This is a genomic window from Mesorhizobium sp. P2_F5, assembly GCF_056403715.1.
In genome coordinates this window covers 49,348-71,267 of the sequence record NZ_JBFUEY010000006.1, presented here as the reverse complement: position 1 = coordinate 71,267, position 21,920 = coordinate 49,348, and the positions used below count along the sequence as shown (strand labels likewise).

The following is a 21,920-nucleotide window of genomic DNA, read 5'->3' as shown; positions in this document are numbered from 1 at the left end:
GGAATTGACAAGACCGTCCAGACGGTACAGTAAGTTCGCCGTCATTTGTAATCGGGACCTGCCGTCGATAAGCGTCCCGTTATTCGACTATTTTACCGGACACCGGCCTAGGGGGCAGTTCGTGAAGCGCATCATCTCCATTATAGCAATTCTGCTACTGCTCGCTCTGGTGTGCGTCGGCGTTGTCGGTTTCAACCTGTTCCGTGACAGCGCCATCAAACAGTATTTCGCTACCATGAAGCCGCCGGCGACGACCGTCTCGACGGTTGTGGTCAAGCCTTCTGACTGGACGCCGGGCGTCGAGGCAATCGGCACGGTGCGCGCCGTGCGCGGCGTCGACCTGACCGTCGAGACCAGCGGCATCGTCAAAGAGATCCTGTTTCACGCCAATCAGAAGGTTGCGGGCGGCGCAGTCCTGCTGCAGCTCGACGACGCCGTCGAGCGCGCCGATCTTGAAGCAACGAAGGCGCAAGTGGCGGTCGTCCAGACGGCGCTGGAGCGCGCCATCGAACTGCAGAAGCGCGGCGTCAATCCGGAAGCTACGCTCGACACGGCACGTGCAACCGCAGCAGCCACCGAAGCCCAAGTGGCCAAGCTGCAGGCGGTGCTCGACCAGAAGCAGCTGAAGGCGCCTTTCAGCGGCACCGTCGGCATCCCCAAGATCGACCTCGGTCAATATCTCTCGCCTGGCAACGCGGTGGTGACCTTGCAGGATCTGGACACCATGCGGGTCGATTTCTCGGTGCCCGAACAGCAGCTGCCGTTGCTCAAGATTGGCCAGACGGTACGGCTCGGCCTTGGAGGCAGCGGCGGCGGCGCCGACATGCCGTTTGCCGGCGCCATTCGCGGCATCGACCCCAAGATCGACGCTTCGAGCCGGCTGGTGTCCGTCCGCGGCGAGGTCGCTAATCCTGACGACAAGCTGACGCCCGGCCAGTTCGTCCAGGTTCGCGTCGAGCTGCCGCAGGAGAAAAATATCCTGTCCTTGCCGCAGACGGCATTGACGTCGAGCCTCTATGGCGACTTCGTCTTTGTCGTCGTGCCGGCGAAGCCAGCCGAGGCGGGCGCAGCTCCGCCGGCCAAGGCCGAGGACCAGAAGCCGGCGGCCGACAAACCGGCCGACGATACTGCAAAGCCGCAGGCCGAGGCCGCCAAGCCCACCGCCGACGCGGCGAAGCCCGCCGACAAGAACGCTGCCGATGCCGGCAAGCCGGCTGAAGAGGAGAAGCCGTCGCTTGTGCTGTCGCAGGTGTTCGTGAAGCCCGGCCGCCGCAACGACGGCATGGTCGAGATCGTGGAAGGCATCAAGGCCGGCGACGAGGTCGTCACCGCCGGTCAGAACCGTCTCTTCAACGGCATGTCCGTTGCGGTCGACAACACCATTGACCCCAGCAAGTCGGCGAACCAGCAGGCTCAGCAATGAACTTTTCCGACATCTTCATTCGCCGACCGGTTCTCTCCACCGTCCTCGCCTGCATGATCCTGCTCCTGGGTTTCCAGGGCATCTTCAACCTGTCGATCCGGCAATATCCCAAGGTCGACGAGACGGCGATCACCATCACGACCGCCTATCCCGGCGCCAGCGCCGACCTGATCCAGGGCTTCATCTCCGCCCCGATCGCGCGTGCCGTCGCATCGACCGAGAACATCGACTACGTCACCTCGTCGAGCCGGCCGTCTTCGAGCACTGTGGTCGTCCAGATGAAGCTCGGCTCCAACCCCGATGTCGCGCTGACCGAGGTGCTGTCGAAGGTGCAGGGTGTGCGCGGCACCTTGCCTGACGCCTCGAAGGACCCGGTCATCGTCAAGGGCACCGGTCAAGAGTTCGCGATGATGTACATCTCGATGCAGAATCCGAACATGACGAAGGAGCAGCTCACAGAGTACATCGAGCGGGTCGTTCGGCCGCGCATCTCGACGGTGGAAGGTGTCGCAGATGTGCAGATCTTCGGCGCCGAAGAATATTCGATGCGCGTCTGGATCGACCCGATCAAGCTCGCCGCGCGCGGCGTCACCGCGGCCGAAGTGCTGACCGCGATCAACAACTCCAACTTCCTGTCGGCGCCCGGCAACACCCAGAACGAATATGTCGTGTCCTCGATCACCGTTCGCTCGACGCTGCAGACACCGGAGGCTTTTGCCGAGCTTCCGCTGCGTTCGACCGACGGCCAGGTGGTTCGGTTGCGCGACGTCGCGCGCGTCGAACTTGCCGCCGAGAGCACCGACACGAGGGTGAGCTTCAATGGCAAACCCGGCACCTTCCTCGCCATCTTCCCGACGCCGGCCGCCAACCCGCTGACGACGGCGGAGGCGATCCACAAGATCGTGCCTTTGATCCAGGACACGCTGCCGAAAGGCATGACCATCGAGATCGTCTACGATTCCACCGAGCAGATCAGCGCCTCGATCGACGAAGTGTTCAAGACCATCGCCGAGGCCGTCGCCATCGTCGTCGTGGTCATCCTGTTGTTCCTCGGCTCGTTCCGCTCGGTGATGATGCCGATCGTGACCATCCCGCTGTCGCTGGTCGGCGTCTGCTTCCTTTTGTTTGCGGTCGGCTATTCGATCAACCTTCTGTCGCTGCTGGCCATGGTGCTGGCCATCGGCCTTGTCGTCGACGACGCCATCGTGGTGGTGGAGAATATCCATCGCCACATGGAGGAAGACCACATGTCGCCGATGCAGGCGGCCTTCAACGGCATGCGCGAAATTTTCTCCGCCATCGTGGCCATGACCATCACGCTCGCCGCCGTGTTCGCGCCGCTGGCCTTCACCGGCGGCCTGACCGGCGCGCTCTTCCGCGAATTTGCAGTGACGCTCGCCGGCTCGGTGGTGCTGTCCGGCCTGATTGCCGTCACCATTACGCCGATGATGGCCGCACGTCTCCTCAAGGCCGGATCGCACAGCCGCTTCCAGCGCATCGTCGACGGCACCTTCAGCCGTGTCGAGCATGTCTACGAGCGGGCGGTCACCGCCTCCTTGAGAAATCGGCCGGTGACGCTGCTGATGGTCGTGGCGCTGGTGGCGCTCACCGGCTTCATGTTCACCAAGACCTCGAGCGAACTGGCGCCGGAAGAGGATCAGGGCTTCCTGCTGTCGATCGTAACGGCACCGCGCTATGCGACCTCGGACTACACCGAGACCTACGTCAACCAGATCCTCGGCCTGGTGAAGGACATTCCCGAGACCAGGGCGCAATTCTCCGCCGTTGCCTTTGGCGGTGCGACCAACGGCGCCTTTGTCGGCTTCGCCTTCAAGGATTGGGCCGAGCGTCAGCGCAATTCAAAGGAGCTTCAGGCCGACATCCAGGGACGCCTCGCCAAGGTCGCCGGCGTCGAGGCCTTCGTCTTCGCGCCGCCGACGCTGCCCGGCTCCGGCGGCGGCCTGCCGATCTCCATGGTGGTGCGCTCGACCGGCGGTTCCGCCGAGGTCTACGAGGCGGCCGAGCAGATCAAGAACAAGGCGCAGGCCTCCGGTCGCTTCATCGTCGTGCAGAACTCGATGTCCTTTGACGCGCCGCAGGTGACGGTGACCATTGACCGCGACCGCGCCGCGGCCCTCAACCTGCCGATCGCCGACATCGGCCAGACGCTGACGCTGCTGGTCGGCGGCGCCGAAGTGGCGCAGTTCGACCGCGACTCCAACAGCTACGACATCATCCCGCAGGTGCCGCAGGAATTCCGCGACAATCCCGAGAAGCTCGGCGAATATTTCGTGCGCAGCGTGACCGGCGAGATGGTGCCGCTTTCAGCGGTGGTGAAGATTTCGACCAACGCCGCGCCGGCCGCGATCGAGCAGTTCAACCAGCTGAACTCGGCGACGATATCGGCGCTGCCGCTTCCCGGCGTCACAACCGGCGACGGGCTGCAGACCCTGGAGAACCTTGCCAAGGAGAGCCTGCCCGACACCTTCTTCATCGACTACTCCGGCCAGTCCCGGCAGGAGAAGGAGCAGGGCAACACGATCCTGATCGCTTTCGCGGCCGCCGTCATCGTCATCTACCTGGTGCTGGCAGCGCAGTTCGAAAGCTTCCGCGACCCGCTGATCATCATGATGGCGGTGCCGCTGTCGATCTTCGGCGCCATCGTGCCGCTCAATCTGGGGCTTGGAACGCTCAACATCTACACGCAGGTTGGCTTGATCACACTGATCGGCCTGATCACCAAGCACGGCATTCTTCTGGTCGAGTTCGCCAACCAGCAGCGCGAGCTGCATGGCATGCGGCGGCGCGATGCGATCGTCGCCTCGGCCAAGGTGCGCTTGCGGCCGATCCTGATGACCACCGCGGCGATGGCGCTCGGCGTCGTGCCGCTGATCGTGTCCAGCGGCGCGGGTGCCGCGGCGCGCTATTCGATGGGCCTGGTGATCTTTACCGGCATCCTGGTCGGAACTATGTTCACCCTGTTCGTGGTGCCGATGTTCTACACTTTCATCGCCAGCAAGGACCTGCCGCATCACGCCGAAAAGCCCGACCCGAAGCTGATGCCGGTGCACGCGGACTAAGCGCTGCGCGGAACAGCCAAGTGCAAAGAAAAGAGGCCGGAAACTTCCGGCCTCTTTTTTTGACTGGATTGATTACCGCAAAGCTCCTGCTGGAGCTTCGGGGGAGCCTGCGGTGAAGCGCGGCGTCGGCCAGACTTCACAACCGCTCCAACCGCAGTCTGCTACTTGACGATGACGATGCTGGTGTTGGTCGGGCCGAAGGTTTCGACCAGCTGGTAGAAGTCGGCGGCATTGTCGGGATGCAGCCGCACGCAGCCATGCGACGCCGGCTGTCCCAGCCGCTTGATGGCGTTGGTCGCATGCACCGCGTAGCCACCGCTGAAGAACACCGAATGCGGCATCGGCGCGTTGTCATATTTCTTCGAATACCACATCTCATGCATGCGGGTCGGCTTGAACGAACCGGTCGGCGTGACATGCGCCCTGTCGCCGGTCGAGACCTTCCAGGCGAAGGTCGGCCGGCCGTCGACCAGCACTTCCATGGTCTGTTGCGACAGCGATACACGCGCCACGATCTGGTTTGCCGCGGCGTGCGCCGTGCTGTTGGCGGCGCCAAGCAGGAGCGCGGTGCCGGCAGCGGCGGCGGTGACGTTGATGAGTTTGGCGGAAATGGCTTTGTACATGATGGCTCCCCTTTTGCCGGCCCGGCCGGTGTCAATTCGATGACCGCCTTATCCCAACGTCATGTTTCAGGCTGACTTCGCTTGATGCTCGTTTGTGTTTCGAATCTGTTTCCTCTGGTTAACAAGCAAGGTCGGTCAAGAGAGGAGCCAAGGGTGCTTTCCTGTCTGCCCGGCTCACTCTCGATCATGATCCCAGCCGCCAAACGAAAGTACAAATATCCTTATATGAAAGGAGTTTGGCTTCGCTCGAAACCGACTTGCAACAAAGCGCGGCCCGGGCGGCATGATCTGGTTACAGGCCAACGGCACAGTCATCCCAACGAGAACAGCCGGCGCCAAACGAAAATGAGCATCAGATCGACCACCCTGTCCTGGCTCTTCAGGATAAGCATCGCCGCACTTGTCATCGGCGGCATCGGCACAGTAGCCGGCACCCCGATGACGAAACTGGCGGTCATGAATTCGGGTGAGGTTTCGACGCTACATACCGCGCTGTTCATAGCCTTGGTCTGGATTGTCTCCAGTCTGCGCATCAACCGTCTCAAGGCCTTCTGGCGGGTCGGCCTTGGTTTGAAGTGGATGCGCGGCCCCTCCGGCAACTTGCTGCCGAGAGGACCGAAGGCCCGCGCCGCAGCGGGGGGCTCCGTGGGCGGCGCGGGCACTTCGGGTTTATCCTGAAGTACCCGCGGTTCTGATTTTGAGGGATTACCGATGAAGACGAAATCTGCTGCCTCGGTGCTTTCGGCGCTGCTCTTCGCACAAGGCCTGCTCGGCTTTGCCGGTCTCGCCACGGTTCTTCTGAAGAACCGCGCGCATGCCGCCAGCGAAATCGAAGTCGCCAGCGAATTGCTGCCGGGACCATCGCTTCTGGTGGTGCGCTAAAGCCTATGCATGGCGCCCAAAATTGCGCAGCGGTTTTGGGTGGACCGGCAAATAATCTTCTATTGCCCCCAGAGCAGTTCACCGTTTCACGGAAACCGCGACCCGCTCTATCTATTGGTTTTTACGCAATTCCCAAGGGAAAGCGCTACGCGCTTTTCCCCGGAAAACCGCATCACACTTTTCCTGGAATTGCTTTAGTCGGCGCGCTGCGTCGGCGGGTCGAACCGGTAGCCGGCGCCGCGTATGGTGATGATGGTTTCGGTGTCGAGCTTGCGGCGCAGCCGCACGATGCGCGAATCGATCGAGCGGTCGAAAGCATCGGCATTTTCGGCCGGCGCCGCCGCAATAATGTCGTCGCGCGTCAGCACCTTGCGCGGGCTGGCCAGAAACAGCCTGAGCAGCGCCACCTGGCCAGGCGACAGCTGCTCTTCCGCACCCGAGCGGTGCATGACGATAGCCGACCGCAAATCGACGGTGGCATTTTCCAGCACGATCAGTTCCTGGGCGGACCTGCCGCGCCGCGTCAGCAGGCCGCCAATGCGCGCGGCAAGCTCTCGAACATTAAGCGGGCTTTCAACGACATCGGCGGCGCCAAGCTCGAGCGCCAGCACCTTGTCGACCAGATCGGCCGGCCGGCAGATCAGGATGAAATCCGGCCCGGCCTTGCCGTCCACGCTCTGGCCGCCGCCATAACGCCTGAGCAGGTCCCGCCCCTCCGCCTGGCTGACGCTGTCGCCAACGATGACGACATCTATGCCTCCGGCCGACAGCAGCGATTCAGCTTCCCAGGGTTGCCGAGCCTCGCGCACGTCATGGCCACGCCGGTCGAGATGGTCGGCGAGATCGCTGGCCACCACATCGGCGACGGAAACCAGCGCGATGACGGATCGTGCAGCCATATTTTCTTCCCCCGCCCCTGCAACCGGATATGAGTGCTGGACATCATGTTTATACCCAATCTACTTTCTGCTGAAAGCGGGAGCGAAGCCATAGTGCGGGCACGAATTGTCATCGTCGAGGACGAGCCCGATCTCAGGGACGCGGTCGCCGAGTATCTCGGCGCCAATGGTTACGACGTGGCGCAGGCCGGAAGCGCTGCCGAGGCGCGCACCTTGCTGGAGACCGAAGCGTTCAACCTGGCCATCCTCGACATCGCCATGCCCGGCGAGGATGGCCTGTCGCTCGGCCGCTGGCTGCGCTCGAAAATGCCGATCGGCATCATCTATGCCACGGCCGCCGGCACCGCGCTCGACCGCATTGTCGGGCTGGAGCTTGGCGCCGACGATTACATCGTCAAGCCCTATGAGTTGCGTGAGGTGCTGGCCCGGGTCCGCTCCGTGCTGCGCCGGGTACCGCAGCCGAGCCCGCCACAGGCCGCGAAGGCGCAAACCAATGGCGGGCGCCGGCTGAGCTTCGGTCAATTCCAGGCCGACCTCGACGGCAGGCTTGTCACCGGCGCCAATGGCACGGTCATCGACATGGCCAAGAGCGAGTTCGACGTGCTGGAGGTTTTCCTGACCCGTGCCAACCGGCTGTTGACGCGGGCGGCGATCTCCGAGGCGATCGGCTTTGTCGAAGACCCGGAATCGTCGCGCGCGGTCGATATCCGCATCATGCGGCTGCGCAAGAAGATCGAGGCAGACCCGGCCAATCCGAAATTTTTGCGTACGGTGCGCGGCGAAGGCTATATCTTCTCGCTGCCGATCGGCGATGGGCACTAAGCCCCACCACCCACGGCCCTGTATAGATGGCTGACATGACCGCTGAACCAGCACGCATGGACCTGAAGGGCGTTCGCCAGGGCGCGGCGATGGCGGCCGTGCGTGTCGTGCGCCGGCTGCGCGAAGCCGGCGACTGGCAGCGCGAGATGGACACCATCCTGGAGACGCTATGCGTCGCCATGCACTGCCAGCGCGGCATTCTGTTCAGGCTGCGCGAATTGCCCGGCCAGGGTTTTGCCCAGTCGGTCGCCGCCTACTGGATCGACCCGCGCTTCGGCGGCGAGCTGGCCTCGCCGACGGTGATCATGCAATCGATCGTCGATAACGACCCGCTGCTGGAGCGGATTTCGGAGGACGAGCGGCAAGGCAAGATCTTCGCCGGCCACACGCGCAACCTCGACGGTTTCCTCAGGACCGATTTCGAAAAGCAGCACATCAAATCGTTCCTGTCGGTGTCGGTGTTCGCACACGGCCATCTGTGGGGCACGCTTGCGGTCAATGACTGCGTCAGTGAGCGTGAGTGGACCGACGAGGAGGAGGCGGCGCTGCACATCATCGCGCTCGCCATCGGCGACGCCATCGAGCGGTCGCCGTCGGACGCCCATGCCAGCGAAGTCATCCGCCGCACCATGCTGCAGGCCTCGCTCGACGCCATCATCGTCATCGACGAGACCGGCTCGATCATCGAATTCAATCCGGCCGCCGAAAAGATGTTCGGCTTCCAGCGCAGTGACATCCTCGGCAAGGACCTGCTCGACACGGTGGTGCCGGAATATTACCGCAAGGGCTATGTCTCGGGGGCCGAATACATGTCTGGCCGCGGCGCGCCGATGGTCGGCCAGCGGCTGGAGACGGTGACCCAGAATGCCGCCGGCGAGGTGTTTCCCATCGAGCTGACCGCGACCGAAATGCGGGTTGCCGACCGCCACCTCATCTTCGGCTCGATCCGCGACCTGCGCGACAAGTTGCGCGCCGAGGAGGAGATCAACCGCCAACGCGAGAAACTGCACCAGAACGAGAAGATGGCGGCGATGGGTTCACTGCTGGCCGGCGTKKCSCACGAGCTCAACAACCCGCTCGCCGTGGTCGTCGCGCAATCAACGCTGCTGCATGAATTCGCCACCGACCCGCAGACCAAGGTGCGCGCCGAAAAAGTGCGCGCCGCCGCCGAGCGCTGCGGCCGCATCGTCAAGAGCTTCCTGTCGATGGTGCGCCTGCACCCCGCTGCCCAGGCCGAAACCGATCTCAACCAGGTCATCCGCGCCGCGCTCGAAGTGACCGCCTATGGCGCGCGTTCGAGCGGCATCATTATCGACACCGATTTCGCCCCCGGCCCGCTGCTGGCGATGGCAGATGCCGACCACGTGACGCAGGTGGCCGCCAACTTTCTGATCAACTCCCAGCACGCTCTGGCCGGTATTGGCGGTGACCGCCTGATCAAGGTGCGAACGTTTCGCAGCGACCGCGGCAATCCCGGCTTTTCGGTCGAGGACAATGGACCGGGCATTCCGGAGGCGATCCGGGGCCGCATCTTCGAATCCTATTTCACCACCAAGCCGGTCGGCGTCGGCACCGGCATCGGCCTGTCGATCTCGAAATCGATCGTCGAGCGGCACAATGGCAATGTCTGGTTCGAGGAAGTGTTGCCGCGCGGCGCGCGCTTCGTCGTCCAGCTGCCGGCGATCACCAGCGGCGCAGCCGCGGTCGGCGAAAGCCCGGCCCGTTCCAGCGGCTTGCGCCACGCGCTGATCATCGACGACGAACCCGACGTCGCCGGCTCGCTCTCCGACATCCTGGAATTGATGGGCATCAAGTCGCGGATCGTGCCGGTCTGGACATCGGCGGCCGCAACCTTGACCGGTCACATGCCGCCCGACATCGTCTTTTCCGATCTGCGCATGCCCGGCATCAGCGGCATTGCTATCTACCGCGAGCTGCTGGCCGAGAAATCGGCGCTCGCCAAACGCTTCGTGCTGGTCACCGGCGACCTGATCGGCGCCAAGGCCGAGATCGAGGCGTTGCCGGCGCAACAGCGGCCGCAGATCCTGGAAAAACCCTTCTCGACGCTCGACGTCCGTGGCGTGCTCTCGGCAATAGCCGACCAGGTCGCCGCCGCCGGCTGAGTTTCCCAACGCCATCCAGGTCTATCGAGATTCGGGTCAGGCCGAGCCGAGAACGGCGGACGCCGAGAACCGGAGCGGAGCGTACGTTTGGGTACGTGAACACCGGAAGCGCAGGCGACCATCGTTCGCAGGCCGGCCTCACCCGAATATCGGCAGACCCGGAAAAAAAGAGGCTCCCAACCGGCAGGACGGCGGGAGCCAAAAAGGAGCGCGGGAGGAAGCGCTCGGGAGGTTCAGAAAACGTTGGGTGTCGTGGTCAGCGGCGCGGCGTTGGCGATCATGCGGACGGCGCGCGCCTTGTGCACGCCGGACTGGGCGGCGATGACGCGCAGGCAGTCCGCGCTCTCGGCGCCCCAGGCCTGGCCCTGGCAGGCAAAATCGATTTCCGGCTCTGGCAGCCGGGCGGTCTTGATGGTGGTTGGCGCGCCCTCGACGACATTGGCCGGCGGGTTGAGCGAAGCAAAGGCCGGACCGGAAGCCGGCGTCAGGAACAGGACGGCAAGAGCGCAGGCGCCCAGCATCGAGAACATCGCGACCGGATGATCGCTGGCGCGCTGGCGCAGTGCCAGTTTGGCGCGCCGTTCGTTGCTGGCTGTCTCGGCTTTCGTAAACATTGTTGCTCCCCTTCGTTTTCTTATGAAACGAACTTAATCGCGCCCGGTAACGGGCGAATGATGCGCTTGGCTTGCCCGCGTAACAGGTTTGAAACAAGAAATTCGGGCATATCCGGGCAGATCCGGTCATGTGCCGACGGCAGGATGCGTTTGCGGAGCTGTTTCATGCGCTCAATCAATTCGTTGACGACAGGCGGGCCGTGAACGCAGCAAAGCCTACTGCTGGCCAGTCGAACTATGAACAAGCTCACACTGCGGATTGAATTTGCGCACGGCAGGCATTTTTTCGTCTCCGAGCAGGGCCGCTTTTGTACGCCCACCGGGACCAAATCCGCATGCTGGACGGCCATTTCAGGACCCAGGTTAACGCCCGGATTTTCCGGGATTTTCTTCGATCGAAGCGGCTCCGAGCTGGCTTGATTACATCGAGGAGAAACCAATCGATTTCCACAAGCCATTGCATTTTAATGCAAAATATGATTTTATTGAATGAGTATTCAACAAAAGAAGAGCTTTTTTATGAACCCGCACCTCCGTGACGTGGCGATCCCCAACGATTGGGACCGGCGGGGCCTGCCGGGCTGGAGTTATCACTCCGACGCGCTTCTCGAACTCGAGAAGGAATACGTCTTCCGCAACCATTGGCAGATCGCTGGCCATATCTCCGACGTGCCGAATGCCGGCGACTATCTGACCATGGACGTGGTCGGCGAGCGGGCGCTGATCGTGCGCGGCAAGGACGGCGTCGTGCGCGCCTTCAACAATATGTGCCGGCATCGCGGCAGCCGCGTCGTCGCCGACAGCCAGGGCACCTGCAAGAACGCGCTGGTCTGCCCGTTCCATGGCTGGGTCTACAATCTCGACGGCACGCTGCGCGGCGCAGCCCGGCCGCGCTCCTTCCCGGAACTCGACAAGACCGAGTTCGGCCTGATGCCGCTCGACCTCGAAATCTGGATGGGCTTCATCTTCATCCGCTTCCGCAAGGGCGGCCCGCAGCCTTCGGTGGCCGAACTGCTGAAGCCGATCGAAGCCGAGATGACTCACTACAATGTGGCCGAGATGGTGCCGTCCTGGGGTATCTGGACGCAGAAGTCGCCGGTCAACTGGAAGTCGGTGCGCGACGTCGACAATGAAGGCTACCACGTCGCCATGGCGCATCCAGCGCTGCAGGATCTCTACGGCGCGACCTATTTCGATGAGCCGTTCATCAACGGCGTGTCGCGTTCCTTCGCCACCTACAATCCTCATGCCGGCCGGCGCTGGAGCGTGCGCGAATACATCAAGCTCACGCCAGATGCGTCGCATCTGCCGGAGCACCTGCGCAGGGCCTGGATCTATTACGGCATCTTCCCCAACAACGCCCTGTCGATCATGCCGGAATCGGTGCAGTTCTATCAGGAGTTCCCGCTGTCGACCGGTGAGACGCTGCTACGCGGCGCCATCTACCGCTACCCCGACGAGACCAGGGAACAGGCAGCGGCGCGCTATCTCGCCTACCGCATCGACCGCGACACCATGAACGAGGATGTCCAGCTTTCCGTCTGGTCGAACGAGTCCATGATTTCGGAGGCCTTCGAGGGCTTTTACCTCTCCGACCTCGAATACGGCGTGCGCACCCACCACGACCATTTGCGCAAGCAGATCCCGGTTCTGGGCCTGGAGACCGCGCCTGAGGAAAAGGACATGTGGAACCTCAACGACGCCATGCGGTCGCAGGTGTAAGGCGGATGGTGAAGCTGCCAATCTCCCCCCTCGAGGGGGAGATGTCCGGCAGGACAGAGGGGGGCAGCGCCGGCTTGTGAGATCGCCTAACGAACGGCGCTGGCACGCCAATCGCCGATGTCAGCGCCGCCCCTCATCCGCCCTTCGGGCACCTTCTCCCCGTGAAACGGGGAGAAGGAAGAGCCTTCACCCCTGCCAAACCCCTTCTTTCCTCAAATCATCCATGGTCCGCGAAATGCCCTCGCGCAGGATGGTCACCATGTCGTCGATCTGCTCGCGCGTAATGATCAGCGGCGGCGACATCACGCACATGTTGATCAGCGGCCGGACCAGCAGGCCGAGCTCGTGGCAATGCGCGTCGATGCGCTTGCCGACGTCCTTGTCGAGTTGCAGCGGATCCTTGCTTTCGCGGTCGGCGACGCATTCGACGCAGCCCATCAGGCCCATGCCGCGGACTTCGCCGACCAGCGGCAGTTCCTCGAGCGTCTTCAACTGCGCCTGGAAATAGGGCGCGACATCACGCGTATGGGCAAGCACGCTGTCTTCGAGGATGTCGAGGTTCTTCAGCGCCACCGCGCAGCCGATCGGATGGCTGGTGTAGGTCAGGCCATGGCCGAACATTGCGTCGGGATGGTTGGAGCGGCGCATTTCCTGAAGCAGCCGCTCCGAGATGATAACGCCACCGAGCGGGAAATAGCCTGATGTGACGCCCTTGGCGAAGGTGATCATGTCAGGATCGATGCCGAACACGTCGCCGGACGCAAAGACATGCCCGAGCCGACCGAAGCCGGTCACCACCTCGTCGGAGACATAGAGGATGTCGTTGTCCCTGCAGATTTCGCGGATGCGCTTGAGATAGCCGTCCGGCGGCACGACGACACCGCCCGATGCCTGCACCGGCTCGCCGACGAAGGCGCCGATCTTCTCAGCCCCGACACGAGCGACCGTATCGCGGAACTGATCGACCAGGAAATCGGTGAAATCGGCGATGCTCATGCCTTTCGGCCGCCGGAACAGGTCGGGCGAGGACAACTTCACGACAAGGTCATCGGCGCCGTCCATCCAGTCGCGATCGCGCGGTCGGCCATTGAGCGAGGCCGACAGATAGGTCGAGCCGTGATAGGCGCCGCCGCGGCTGAGGATCAGCTTCTTTTCCGGTCGCCCGCGCACATTGTTGTAGAACTGCATGAAGCGCAGCGCCGTCTCGACAGCCGAAGAACCTCCGGTGGTGAAGAAGGTATGGCTGAGATCGCCCGGCGCATGGTCGGCGATGCGCTTGGCAAGCTCGGCCGACGGCGCATTCATCGTGTACCAGGGCGTGTTGTAGGACAGCATCATCGCCTGGTCGTACATAACCTTGGCCAGTTCCTCGCGGCGGTGGCCGACATTGATGCACCACATGCCGGCCGGCCCGTCGATCAGCCGCTTGCCGGTGACGTCGGTGATGTAGATGCCATCGCCCTCGCCGATCAGCGCGCGCGCTTCATTGCCAACTGAGCCGGCATAGGGCCAGGGCTGGACAAGATGGCGCTTGGCCAGCTCGACCGCATCGTCGTCGCCAGTCATCTCCATCGCTCTTAGGTCTCTTGCAGCCGCCATCATTGCCTCGCAGTCTGGAGCGTAATTTTCGTCGGGCACAAAACGAAGCGCCAAGCGTTGAAAAGCGGGCTTTCTTCACTTCATTTTGAATGTCCGTTCAATCAATATTACAGAAATAGCGCTTGATTTCAATACACGGATGCGCTCATGATGAAAGAAAGCCGGCAAGCTTGGAGCGCGACCAGAAAATCGCGCTCCGCAAAAATTGGGAACAGGCAGCCGGCCCGGTCAATGGGAGCATCATGGCGGGACAGTTCGAGCCAGCAACCGAGATCACGCCCGGGGCGCTGCAATGACGGCGGCTGCCGAAGGGGTGCCCGCGCGGCGCATGACGCGAGCCAGGCGAAACGCCCTTCTGCAGTCCGAACCCGTTCAGGGCTTTGCCCTGATCAGCCCGACTTTCCTCTATGCCCTTATTCTTCTGGTGCTGCCGATCCTGGTGGTCTTCGCCCACTCCTTCTGGACGCAGGACTACCTCACCATCGACCACACATTCACGCTGGAGAATTATCGCATCGCGCTGACCGAGCCGATCTATCGTGATCTCCTGTGGCGCTCGCTCTACATCTCGCTGACCGTGAGCTTTTTCACCGTCATCCTCGCCTATCCCATCGCCTATTTCATTTCCTTCCACGGCGGCCGCCACAAAAGCCTTTGGCTGTTCCTGATCACCATCCCGTTCTGGACCAGCTATCTGCTGCGCGTGATGTCGTGGAAGGTGATCCTCGGCTACAATGGCGTGCTCAATTCCGGCCTCATGGGCCTCGGCATCATCGACGAACCGTCGACGGCGCTTCTCTACAATTCCAGCGCCGTCATCATCACGCTCACGCACGCCTGGGCGGCTTTCGCCATCCTGCCGATCTTCGTCTCGCTGGAAAAGGTCGACCGCACTCTGGTCGAGGCGGCGACGGATCTCGGCGACGGCCCGCTGCGCTCCTTCCTGCGCGTGACGCTGCCGCTGTCGGCGCCGGGCGTCATCTCGGCGGCGCTTATCGTGATGATCCCGACGGTCGGCGACTACGTCACGCCGAAGCTTGTCGGCGGCAAGGACGGCGTCATGATCGCCAACGCCATCCAGGCGCAGTTCGGCAAGGCATCGAACTGGCCGCTGGGTGCGGCTCTTTCCGTCACCACCATGCTGGTCGTCACGCTGATGGCAGGCGCCACGGTACTGATCATTCGCGCATTGCAGAGGCTGGCGCGATGACGGCGATGCGGCGCTTCTTTGCCGGCGGTTGGCTGACCGCCTACGCCTTCCTCTACATCGTCTTTCTCTATCTGCCCGTGATCTTCCTGCCCATCTTCTCGATCAACACCGCGCCGACGCCGAAGTTTCCCCTCACCGGCTATACGCTGAAATGGTACGAAGACCTGCCGAAGACGCCGGCGCTGCTTGACGCCGCCTGGAACAGCCTGATCGTCGGCGTCTCGGCATCGGTGCTGGCAACGCTGCTCGGCATCCTCGCCGCCCGTTCGATCACCCGCTACCGCTATCCCGGCCGCCGCACCATCAACGGCCTGATCATGGCGCCGCTGGTGTTGCCGGAAATCATCCTCGCCATCTCCATGCTGCTGGTCATGCTGCAGCTCGGCCTGAGCCTGTCGCTGTTCACTGTCGTGCTCGGCCATGTCCTGATCTGCATCCCCTATTCGATGACGGTGCTGACTGCAGGCTTCGAGGGGTTCGACCGCAGCCTTGAGGAAGCCTCCGCCGATCTCGGCGAGAGCGCCTTCGGCACCTTCCGGCGGGTGACGCTGCCGATGGTGGCGCCGGCGATCATTTCCAGCCTGCTGGTCTGCTTCACCATTTCGCTCGACGAATTCGTCATCGCCTTCTTCCTGACCGGCACCGAGACGACGCTGCCTATCTATATCTGGGGCCAGCTACGCTTCGCCGCCAAGCTGCCGGGCGTGCTGGCGCTGGGCACGCTGCTGCTGGTTGCCTCTTTCGTCTTGATGACCGTTGCCGAAATCCTGCGCCGCCGTGCGGCCAGGCGCACCCAGAACGAGGGAGGCCTCTATGCCTGAGCCAACCCAGGCCGAACGGCCCCAGTCTGATCGATCCATGATCGAAATCCGCGACGTTACCCGCAGCTATGGGGCGTTCAAGGCGCTCGACGACGCCTCGCTGACCATCAGGGAGGGCGAGTTCTTTTCGCTGCTCGGCCCTTCCGGCTGCGGCAAGACCACGCTGCTGCGCATGATTGCCGGTTTCGACAACCCGACCAGCGGTTCGATCTCGGTCGGCGGCCAGTCGATGGAAGGCATTCCGGCCAATCGCCGGCCGACCAATATGGTGTTCCAGAGCTATGCCATCTTCCCGCACCTCAATGTTGAGCAGAATGTCGCCTATGGGCTGAAGCGGCTCAGGCTGGGCGGAACGGAAGAAAAGCGCCGCGTCGAGGAAGCACTGGCGCAGGTGTCGCTCACTGGCCTCGGCAAACGCCTCGCCACCGAGCTTTCCGGCGGCCAGCGCCAGCGTGTGGCGCTCGCCCGCGCCTTGGTGATGCGACCCAAAGTGCTGCTGCTCGACGAGCCGCTGTCGGCTCTCGACAAGAAGCTGCGCGAGCAGATGCAGGTCGAACTGCGCCGCCTGCAGCAGGCGGTCGGCATCACCTTCGTATTGGTCACCCACGATCAGTATGAGGCACTCGCAATGTCCGACCGCATCGCCGTGATGTTCGGAGGCAAGATCGCCCAGGTCGCCTCGCCCAAGGAAATCTACCAGCGGCCGGTCAACCGCCAGGTCGCCGACTTCCTCGGCGGCATGAACTTCGTCAAGGCGCAGATTGTCGAGGAGAGCAGCGCATCGCTGGTCGTCGACACGCTGGGCTTCGGCCGCGTCAGGACCGACAAGCCGAAGGCCTTCGTGCGCAATGGCGGCGGCGCGACGCTCGGCATCAGGCCGGAGCGCCTGCGCGTGCTGTGGGACAATGCGACGGCGAAATTCGAGGTCGCCGGCAAGGTGGTCGAACGCCATTATTTTGGCGAGATCACCCATCTGATCGTCGAGATACCCGGATTGGAAAAGCCGCTATCGGTCACCGAGACCAACGACTTCGGCGCCGACGACATTCCCGTCGGCACCTCGATCCGCCTCGCCTACGACCCCGAAGCACTGGTGGCTATGGCCGACTAGGTCGTGCGGGTCTGATCCACAGGATTGTAGCAGCGGCGTCACGATGGCGAGATAGTATCCTGTCGTCTTTTCGAGCTGGGTTGCGACCCCAAGTAATGGCTTGAACGTCGACAAGCGCTTCTGACATGGTGGATTTCCGCTTGGAGCAATTCCAGGAAACGTGTGGAACGGCTTTCCCGGGGAATCGCGTAGTGCCTTCCCTTGGAAATTGCGCCAAAACAAGAAGACCGGCAGGGCACAGGAATTAGTCGTGAGCACTGACAAAGCGATCAAAGTTGCGGTGATCGGACGTGGCCTGATCGGGTCGGCGGCTGCGCGGCATTTGTCCAAGATGGGCCATGATGTTGCACTCATCGGGCCCGGCGAGCCGGCCGACTATTCGCGCCACGATGGCGTCTTTGGAAGCCACTACGATGAGGGCCGTATCACGCGGAGTTTCGATCCGGAGCCGTTCTGGGTGCAAATGAACCGCGCCGCGATTTCGCGCTACGGCGAGATTTCAGCGGAAAGCGGTGTGGAGTTCTATCGGGAAGTCGGCGCGCTGCACATTGGCTCCAGCGACGATCCGAATGTGGCATCGGTCGGCGCGGTCACCGCCGGGGCCGGTATTTTCTGTGAAGCCTATGACGATACGGGGCTGGCGGAACGCTTTCCCTTCCTTAGATCGACGGCGGGCATGCAGGGGTATTTCGAGCCGCGGGATGCCGGATACATCAGCCCGCGTCGCCTGGTCCGGGCGCAGACGATCGCGGCGGAGCGCGCCGGGGCTCGGATCATCGACGAGTCTGCTCTGGAGATTTCGGAAAGCGGCTCCGGTGTGACGATCCGGACGAGATCGGCCAGTGTCGAGGCCGAACGGGTTCTCGTTGCAGCAGGCGGGCATACCCAATCGCTGCTCGGTCAATCATTGGGCTTTACGGTCTACGCGCGTACCGCAGTGATGTTTCGGCTTGGTACGGCCGAGGTTCAACGCCTGGCCGAAATGCCGTCGATGCGTTGTTTCGGGCCAAAGGGCGAGGACCCCTATATTCTGCCGCCGATCCCCTATCCGGGCGGCCAAACCTGGCTAAAGCTCGGCGGCGATCCGGTCGATATTCCACTCGAAAGCGAGGCGGATATCAAAGACTGGTTCCGATCGGGCGGATCGGCTCACGTTGCCGACGGACTTCAGAAGCAGATTCTCGACCGTATTCGCGACCTCAAATTCGAAGAACGCCGCGTCGTGCCTTGCATGACCACCTTTGGCGACAGCGGGTTGCCCTGCATAGGACCGCTCTCGAAGCGCGTAACGGTTGCATTCGGCTGCTACGGCAAGAGCGCGAAATGTTCGGACGAATTGGGTCGGCTGGGCAGCATGGCGCTGCTCGGTGACGTCAAAGCAGAGCTCGCGCCATAACCGAGATATTGCATGCCCAAAACTGCCTCATGGCGTTTCAAGATCAGTGACGATCTTGCCCGCGGCGATGCGCCCCATCACGATCGCTCCTTCGATATAGCCCGGAAATGACGGCGACAGCTCCGATGATGCGAAATGGACAGGAGCCGCGCCGGCACGGATCGTGCGCTCGGCATCGCGTGCCGTTACATCGACAATGAGGTCGCTGTAGGCGCCGCCGCTCCAGCGGTCCTCGATCCAGTTGCGCTGGCTGAAATCGATAATGTCGGCCGCGTCCGGACCAAGAGCCGCCACCAGCCTTGCCGTTACTTCCGCGCGCAGCGCAGCATCGTCGAGCGGGCGCCAGCGCAGCGCCAGTGGTCCGCCGACGAAGACGACCAGGGCGGCATGGTCCGCGTCCTTGCTGGCGTCACAGGCAAACAGTCCCGGCAGGTCGCGCCACATCACCATGCCGCACAGGTCGCGCTCGCGCCAGAACGGTCTGGGATAGCGCACCAGGATCTTGATCACCGCGCCGCTTTCCCAGACTCCGAGCGCCTTGCCGAGAGCTGACGGCAAAGCCGGCGCGAAATCGAGCTTCGCGGCCGTTGCCGGCGGCAGCGCGACCAGCACTTTTCGCGCTTCGATGGCGCCGCTTGCCGAGACGACACGAACGCCATGCGGCCCATGCTCGATGCGCGCGACGGGTTCGCTGAGCCGCACCCGGTCGCCAAGATCGCCGGCCAAATCCTCGGCCAACGACTGCATGGTCTCGAGCAGCGAATATTGCAGTTCCGGCGCCTCGTTGGTGATGCGCCGGTCATTGTCGATCAGGTACCACAGCGGCACCTTGTCCATCGCCAGGCACCACAGGCCTTCGATCATCGACCGGAAAGCCGTCTTGGCATCGGCTGGATCAGGCTGGCGTTCGAGCCAGGCGGCAACGCTCATGCCGGCGATCGAAGGGTCGTCCGGCTCGATCGCATTCATGCGCTCGCGGATCGCCATCGCGCCGTAATAGGTCCGTTCGGCCTGTTCGACCGACAGTGATGGATGGCTGATGAAATCGCCATCCACATAGGTCTCGACGAAGGCCTTGCCGCGGGCCGCGGCCAGCGCCGTCACCTCCGGCATGTCTTCGCAGAAAAACTGGCCGCCGCTGTCGATCCGTTCGCCAAGCCCGTTGCGAACCGCTTCGACCCTGCCGCCGACATGGTCGCGCGCTTCGAGCAGCACGACATCGATACCGGACTTTCTCAGCACAAGCGCAGCCGACAGGCCGGTGAAACCGGCGCCGACGATAACGACGTCGGTTCTTTCCAATGCGGTGGTCAATAGCCGGCCTTGATCTTCTCGAACTCGGTGACCATGCGCTGCTTGAGCTCGGGCGGCACCGGCTGCTGGAACAGCGTCTTGTCGAGGAACTTGTCGAGATTGTCGAAGCCGCGGTCAGTCAGCACCTGGTGGTCGATCGCGGCCATGCCGGCGCTGTTGCCGTGGCCGTAGCCAAAGGTCTTGACCAGATAGTCGGACACGGCATGCGCGTTGACGGCGCTCAGGAAATCATAGGCCTGATCGAGCTTGCCCGGCGCATCCTTCATCAGCACATAGCCGCACACCCAGGTCGAGATGCCTTCCTTGGTGTCGCGGTTCATGGCGATGGGCATACCTTGGCCCTTGAGCGTCACGAAGGTCTCGTTCCAGCCCCAGACGAGATCGACCTCATTGCCGGTAAAGGCCTGGTTGAGATCGGTATCGTCGGTCCAGTAGAAACGGACGTTCTTGTGGACCTCGCGCAGGAAGGCGGAAGCCTCCTTGAACTGCGCGTCAGTCATCTTGGTCCAGTCCTTGAGGCCGATGACGAGGCTTGCCAGCGCATAGGCGTCGTCGACATTGTCGCCGATGGTGACGCGGCCCTTGAATTTCGGATCGGCGAAGACCCTCAGCGACTGCGCCTCTTCAGCCGTCACCTTGTCGGTGCGGTAGAGCAGCGAGGTGTTGCCCCAGTCGAACGGCATGAACCAGGCCTTGCCGTCGGCGGTGGCGGCAAGATCCTTCATCGCCATGATGCCGGGATTGAGGTCCTTCCAGCCGACGATCCTGGATGTGTCGAGCGGCTGCAGGATGCCGGCCGCGCGCCATTTGGCCACGCTTTGCGAGCAGGGGTGGGCGATGTCGGCCCTGAAGCCGGCCCGCATCTTCTCGAAGGCTTCGTCCTCGTCGCCGAAGAAAGCGAAGGTCGGCTCGGCGCCGTATTTGGCAGTGTAGTCGGGATGCAGCAGCGGATCCTCATAGCCCGACCAGTCGAACACGACGAGGTCGCCACCACCCTCGGCATAAGCCAGCACAGCGCCGGCGCCCACTGTTAAGGCAGCGGCAAGGGCAAGGCGGCGAAGCATGGAATTCATGGTGCGAAACTCCTCATCGCTAAAAAGCAGCCGGGCGACGTTACGGAATTTCAGCGACCTTGGCGAGACCGTCTGCCCGGCGGAATAGCGGGCAGACGGATGAAGCCTGACGGGCTTTAGTAGCCCGCTTTGATCTTCTCGAATTCGGCGATCATCTTGAGCTTGAGCGCCGACGGCACCGGCGATTGGAACAGGGTCTTGTCGACGAATTTCTGTACGTCGTCATAGCCCTTTTCCTTCAAGATCGCCGGGTCGACGCCGGCCATGCCTTTGGCGTTGGCCTGGCCATAGCCCCAGTCCTTGACCAGCACCTTGGCGGTCTCGGGATCGTTGATCGCGTTCAGGTAGTCATAGGCCTTGTCGACATTGTCGGGTGCATCCTTGAACAGCACATAGCCGCAGACCCAGGTCGAAATGCCTTCGTCAGTGTCCTTCTTGGCCTTGATCGGCACACCGGCGGCGACCGACTGTACCGTCGCATCGTTCCACGCCCAAGCGAGATCGACCTCGCCACCGCTCAGCAACTGCACGACGTCGGTGGTATCGGTCCAGTAGGAGCGCACATTCTTGTGCACCTGGCGCAGGAAATCGGACGCCTGCTTGAACTGGTCGTCCGTCATCTGGGTCCAGTCCTTGAGCCCAATGGCGAGGCTGGCCAGCGCATAGGCGTCGTCGACATTGTCACCGATCGATACGCGCCCCTTGAACTTGGGATCGGCGAAGGCCTTCAGCGACTGCACGTCCTTCTCGTCGATCTTGGAGGTGTTGAAGGTGACCTGCGTGTTACCCCAGTCCCACGGCATGAACCAGGCCTTGCCATCCGACGTGGTCGCCAGATCCTTCATCGCCATGATGCCGGGATTGAGGTCTTTCCAGCCGGTGATCTTCGAGGTGTCGAGCGGCTGCAACAGTCCGGCCTCACGCCACTTTGTCACGCTCTGCGAGCAGGGATGGCCGAGATCGGCCTTGAACCCGGAGCGCACCTTCTCGAAGGCTTCGTCCTCATCACCGAAGAAGGCGAAGGTCGGCGAGTCGCCGTTCTTCTCGACATATTTCGGGTGGAAGCTCGGGTCCTCATAGCCGGACCAATCGAACACGATCAGGTCCTTGTCGGCGGCGATCGCAAGTGCTGCGGCCGAAGCCGCCAACGTTGCGGTCAGCGCTAATGTCAGTGTCAGGCGTCGGGTTATGCTTTTCATGCTGTTCCA

Annotated in this window: 19 protein-coding genes; 11 read left to right on the top strand and 8 right to left on the bottom strand. The window is 62.7% G+C overall.

Translation table 11 applies throughout. The features are described 5' to 3' along the window. Positions 1–121 precede the first annotated feature (121 nt). Both AC1DYO_RS10970 and AC1DYO_RS10965 read left to right on the top strand, forming a co-directional pair. The gene (locus tag AC1DYO_RS10970) at positions 122–1,423 is read left to right on the top strand and encodes an efflux RND transporter periplasmic adaptor subunit (protein WP_477263035.1); all 1,302 of its coding nucleotides are present in this window, start codon (positions 122–124) and stop codon (positions 1,421–1,423) included. Next, positions 1,420–4,503, top strand: coding sequence for an efflux RND transporter permease subunit (locus AC1DYO_RS10965; RefSeq protein WP_181058136.1), 3,084 nt, complete (start codon positions 1,420–1,422; stop codon positions 4,501–4,503). The genes AC1DYO_RS10970 and AC1DYO_RS10965 overlap by 4 nt, the downstream gene beginning before the upstream one ends. Before the next feature lie 161 nt (positions 4,504–4,664). On the opposite strand, the gene AC1DYO_RS10960 is transcribed toward AC1DYO_RS10965, so the two are convergent. Further along, positions 4,665–5,126 (bottom strand): L,D-transpeptidase, encoded by a 462-nt coding sequence (locus AC1DYO_RS10960; protein ID WP_181058134.1) that lies wholly within the window; start codon positions 5,124–5,126, stop codon positions 4,665–4,667. A gap of 345 nt (positions 5,127–5,471) precedes the next feature. Between AC1DYO_RS10960 and AC1DYO_RS10955 the strand changes: the two genes are divergently transcribed. Both AC1DYO_RS10955 and AC1DYO_RS10950 read left to right on the top strand, forming a co-directional pair. Beyond that, a complete protein-coding gene (locus AC1DYO_RS10955; RefSeq protein ID WP_477263033.1) occupies positions 5,472–5,804 on the top strand; it encodes a hypothetical protein in 333 nt (110 codons plus the stop codon). Positions 5,805–5,837: 33 nt separating this feature from the next. After that, on the top strand, positions 5,838–6,008 hold the full coding sequence (locus tag AC1DYO_RS10950) for a hypothetical protein (RefSeq protein ID WP_477263031.1): 171 nt from the start codon (positions 5,838–5,840) through the stop codon (positions 6,006–6,008). A gap of 194 nt (positions 6,009–6,202) precedes the next feature. On the opposite strand, the gene AC1DYO_RS10945 is transcribed toward AC1DYO_RS10950, so the two are convergent. Continuing rightward, positions 6,203–6,907 carry a winged helix-turn-helix domain-containing protein gene (locus AC1DYO_RS10945; protein WP_477263029.1) on the bottom strand — a complete coding sequence of 235 codons (705 nt, stop codon included), beginning with the start codon at positions 6,905–6,907 and terminating at the stop codon, positions 6,203–6,205. 45 nt (positions 6,908–6,952) lie between these two features. On the opposite strand from AC1DYO_RS10945, the gene AC1DYO_RS10940 reads away from it, so the two are divergent. Then, positions 6,953–7,729 carry a response regulator gene (locus AC1DYO_RS10940; protein WP_477263027.1) on the top strand — a complete coding sequence of 259 codons (777 nt, stop codon included), beginning with the start codon at positions 6,953–6,955 and terminating at the stop codon, positions 7,727–7,729. Positions 7,730–7,764: 35 nt separating this feature from the next. Then, complete coding sequence (locus AC1DYO_RS10935; RefSeq protein ID WP_477263025.1) at positions 7,765–9,852, top strand: GAF domain-containing sensor histidine kinase; 2,088 nt, start codon at positions 7,765–7,767, stop codon at positions 9,850–9,852. Between the two features lie 233 nt (positions 9,853–10,085). Here the strand turns inward: AC1DYO_RS10935 and AC1DYO_RS10930 are convergent, their stop codons facing one another. Together AC1DYO_RS10930 and AC1DYO_RS10925 are read right to left on the bottom strand one after the other, a co-directional pair. Then, complete coding sequence (locus tag AC1DYO_RS10930) at positions 10,086–10,466, bottom strand: hypothetical protein (protein WP_477263023.1); 381 nt, start codon at positions 10,464–10,466, stop codon at positions 10,086–10,088. 20 nt (positions 10,467–10,486) lie between these two features. Next, entirely contained in the window at positions 10,487–10,633 is a 147-nt protein-coding gene (locus AC1DYO_RS10925; protein WP_477263021.1) for a hypothetical protein, read from the bottom strand. A 352-nt stretch (positions 10,634–10,985) separates the two neighbouring features. On the opposite strand from AC1DYO_RS10925, the gene AC1DYO_RS10920 reads away from it, so the two are divergent. Then, positions 10,986–12,188, top strand: coding sequence for an aromatic ring-hydroxylating oxygenase subunit alpha (locus tag AC1DYO_RS10920; RefSeq protein WP_477263019.1), 1,203 nt, complete (start codon positions 10,986–10,988; stop codon positions 12,186–12,188). Positions 12,189–12,374: 186 nt separating this feature from the next. Here the strand turns inward: AC1DYO_RS10920 and AC1DYO_RS10915 are convergent, their stop codons facing one another. Continuing rightward, positions 12,375–13,787 carry an aminotransferase gene (locus tag AC1DYO_RS10915; protein WP_477263017.1) on the bottom strand — a complete coding sequence of 471 codons (1,413 nt, stop codon included), beginning with the start codon at positions 13,785–13,787 and terminating at the stop codon, positions 12,375–12,377. A gap of 292 nt (positions 13,788–14,079) precedes the next feature. Between AC1DYO_RS10915 and AC1DYO_RS10910 the strand changes: the two genes are divergently transcribed. From AC1DYO_RS10910 to AC1DYO_RS10895, 4 genes are all read left to right on the top strand, one after another. After that, a complete protein-coding gene (locus AC1DYO_RS10910; protein ID WP_477263015.1) occupies positions 14,080–14,997 on the top strand; it encodes an ABC transporter permease in 918 nt (305 codons plus the stop codon). Then, on the top strand, positions 14,994–15,818 hold the full coding sequence (locus AC1DYO_RS10905; protein WP_203279593.1) for an ABC transporter permease: 825 nt from the start codon (positions 14,994–14,996) through the stop codon (positions 15,816–15,818). The genes AC1DYO_RS10910 and AC1DYO_RS10905 overlap by 4 nt, the downstream gene beginning before the upstream one ends. Positions 15,819–15,855: 37 nt before the next feature. Further along, entirely contained in the window at positions 15,856–16,929 is a 1,074-nt protein-coding gene (locus AC1DYO_RS10900; RefSeq protein WP_477263311.1) for an ABC transporter ATP-binding protein, read from the top strand. Between the two features lie 208 nt (positions 16,930–17,137). After that, positions 17,138–18,325, top strand: coding sequence for an NAD(P)/FAD-dependent oxidoreductase (locus AC1DYO_RS10895; RefSeq protein WP_477263012.1), 1,188 nt, complete (start codon positions 17,138–17,140; stop codon positions 18,323–18,325). Positions 18,326–18,352: 27 nt separating this feature from the next. Here the strand turns inward: AC1DYO_RS10895 and AC1DYO_RS10890 are convergent, their stop codons facing one another. From AC1DYO_RS10890 to AC1DYO_RS10880, 3 genes are all read right to left on the bottom strand, one after another. Further along, positions 18,353–19,639 carry a flavin monoamine oxidase family protein gene (locus tag AC1DYO_RS10890; RefSeq protein WP_477263010.1) on the bottom strand — a complete coding sequence of 429 codons (1,287 nt, stop codon included), beginning with the start codon at positions 19,637–19,639 and terminating at the stop codon, positions 18,353–18,355. Next, complete coding sequence (locus tag AC1DYO_RS10885; RefSeq protein WP_477263008.1) at positions 19,636–20,712, bottom strand: extracellular solute-binding protein; 1,077 nt, start codon at positions 20,710–20,712, stop codon at positions 19,636–19,638. Before AC1DYO_RS10885 ends, AC1DYO_RS10890 begins: the two co-directional genes overlap by 4 nt. 116 nt (positions 20,713–20,828) lie before the next feature. Beyond that, complete coding sequence (locus AC1DYO_RS10880; protein WP_477263006.1) at positions 20,829–21,911, bottom strand: ABC transporter substrate-binding protein; 1,083 nt, start codon at positions 21,909–21,911, stop codon at positions 20,829–20,831. Positions 21,912–21,920 lie beyond the last annotated feature (9 nt).

What these genes read in the sequence shown, in the direction of transcription:
- AC1DYO_RS10965 (WP_181058136.1), top strand. Translation starts at nt 1,420, where the DNA reads ATGAACTTTTCCGACATCTTCATTCGCCGACCGGTTCTCTCCACCGTC.
- AC1DYO_RS10960 (WP_181058134.1), bottom strand. Translation starts at nt 5,126, where the DNA reads ATGTACAAAGCCATTTCCGCCAAACTCATCAACGTCACCGCCGCCGCT.
- AC1DYO_RS10955 (WP_477263033.1), top strand. Translation starts at nt 5,472, where the DNA reads ATGAGCATCAGATCGACCACCCTGTCCTGGCTCTTCAGGATAAGCATC.
- AC1DYO_RS10950 (WP_477263031.1), top strand. Translation starts at nt 5,838, where the DNA reads ATGAAGACGAAATCTGCTGCCTCGGTGCTTTCGGCGCTGCTCTTCGCA.
- AC1DYO_RS10945 (WP_477263029.1), bottom strand. Translation starts at nt 6,907, where the DNA reads ATGGCTGCACGATCCGTCATCGCGCTGGTTTCCGTCGCCGATGTGGTG.
- AC1DYO_RS10940 (WP_477263027.1), top strand. Translation starts at nt 6,953, where the DNA reads ATGTTTATACCCAATCTACTTTCTGCTGAAAGCGGGAGCGAAGCCATA.
- AC1DYO_RS10930 (WP_477263023.1), bottom strand. Translation starts at nt 10,466, where the DNA reads ATGTTTACGAAAGCCGAGACAGCCAGCAACGAACGGCGCGCCAAACTG.
- AC1DYO_RS10925 (WP_477263021.1), bottom strand. Translation starts at nt 10,633, where the DNA reads ATGAAACAGCTCCGCAAACGCATCCTGCCGTCGGCACATGACCGGATC.
- AC1DYO_RS10920 (WP_477263019.1), top strand. Translation starts at nt 10,986, where the DNA reads ATGAACCCGCACCTCCGTGACGTGGCGATCCCCAACGATTGGGACCGG.
- AC1DYO_RS10915 (WP_477263017.1), bottom strand. Translation starts at nt 13,787, where the DNA reads ATGGCGGCTGCAAGAGACCTAAGAGCGATGGAGATGACTGGCGACGAC.
- AC1DYO_RS10910 (WP_477263015.1), top strand. Translation starts at nt 14,080, where the DNA reads ATGACGGCGGCTGCCGAAGGGGTGCCCGCGCGGCGCATGACGCGAGCC.
- AC1DYO_RS10905 (WP_203279593.1), top strand. Translation starts at nt 14,994, where the DNA reads ATGACGGCGATGCGGCGCTTCTTTGCCGGCGGTTGGCTGACCGCCTAC.
- AC1DYO_RS10900 (WP_477263311.1), top strand. Translation starts at nt 15,856, where the DNA reads ATGATCGAAATCCGCGACGTTACCCGCAGCTATGGGGCGTTCAAGGCG.
- AC1DYO_RS10885 (WP_477263008.1), bottom strand. Translation starts at nt 20,712, where the DNA reads ATGAATTCCATGCTTCGCCGCCTTGCCCTTGCCGCTGCCTTAACAGTG.
- AC1DYO_RS10880 (WP_477263006.1), bottom strand. Translation starts at nt 21,911, where the DNA reads ATGAAAAGCATAACCCGACGCCTGACACTGACATTAGCGCTGACCGCA.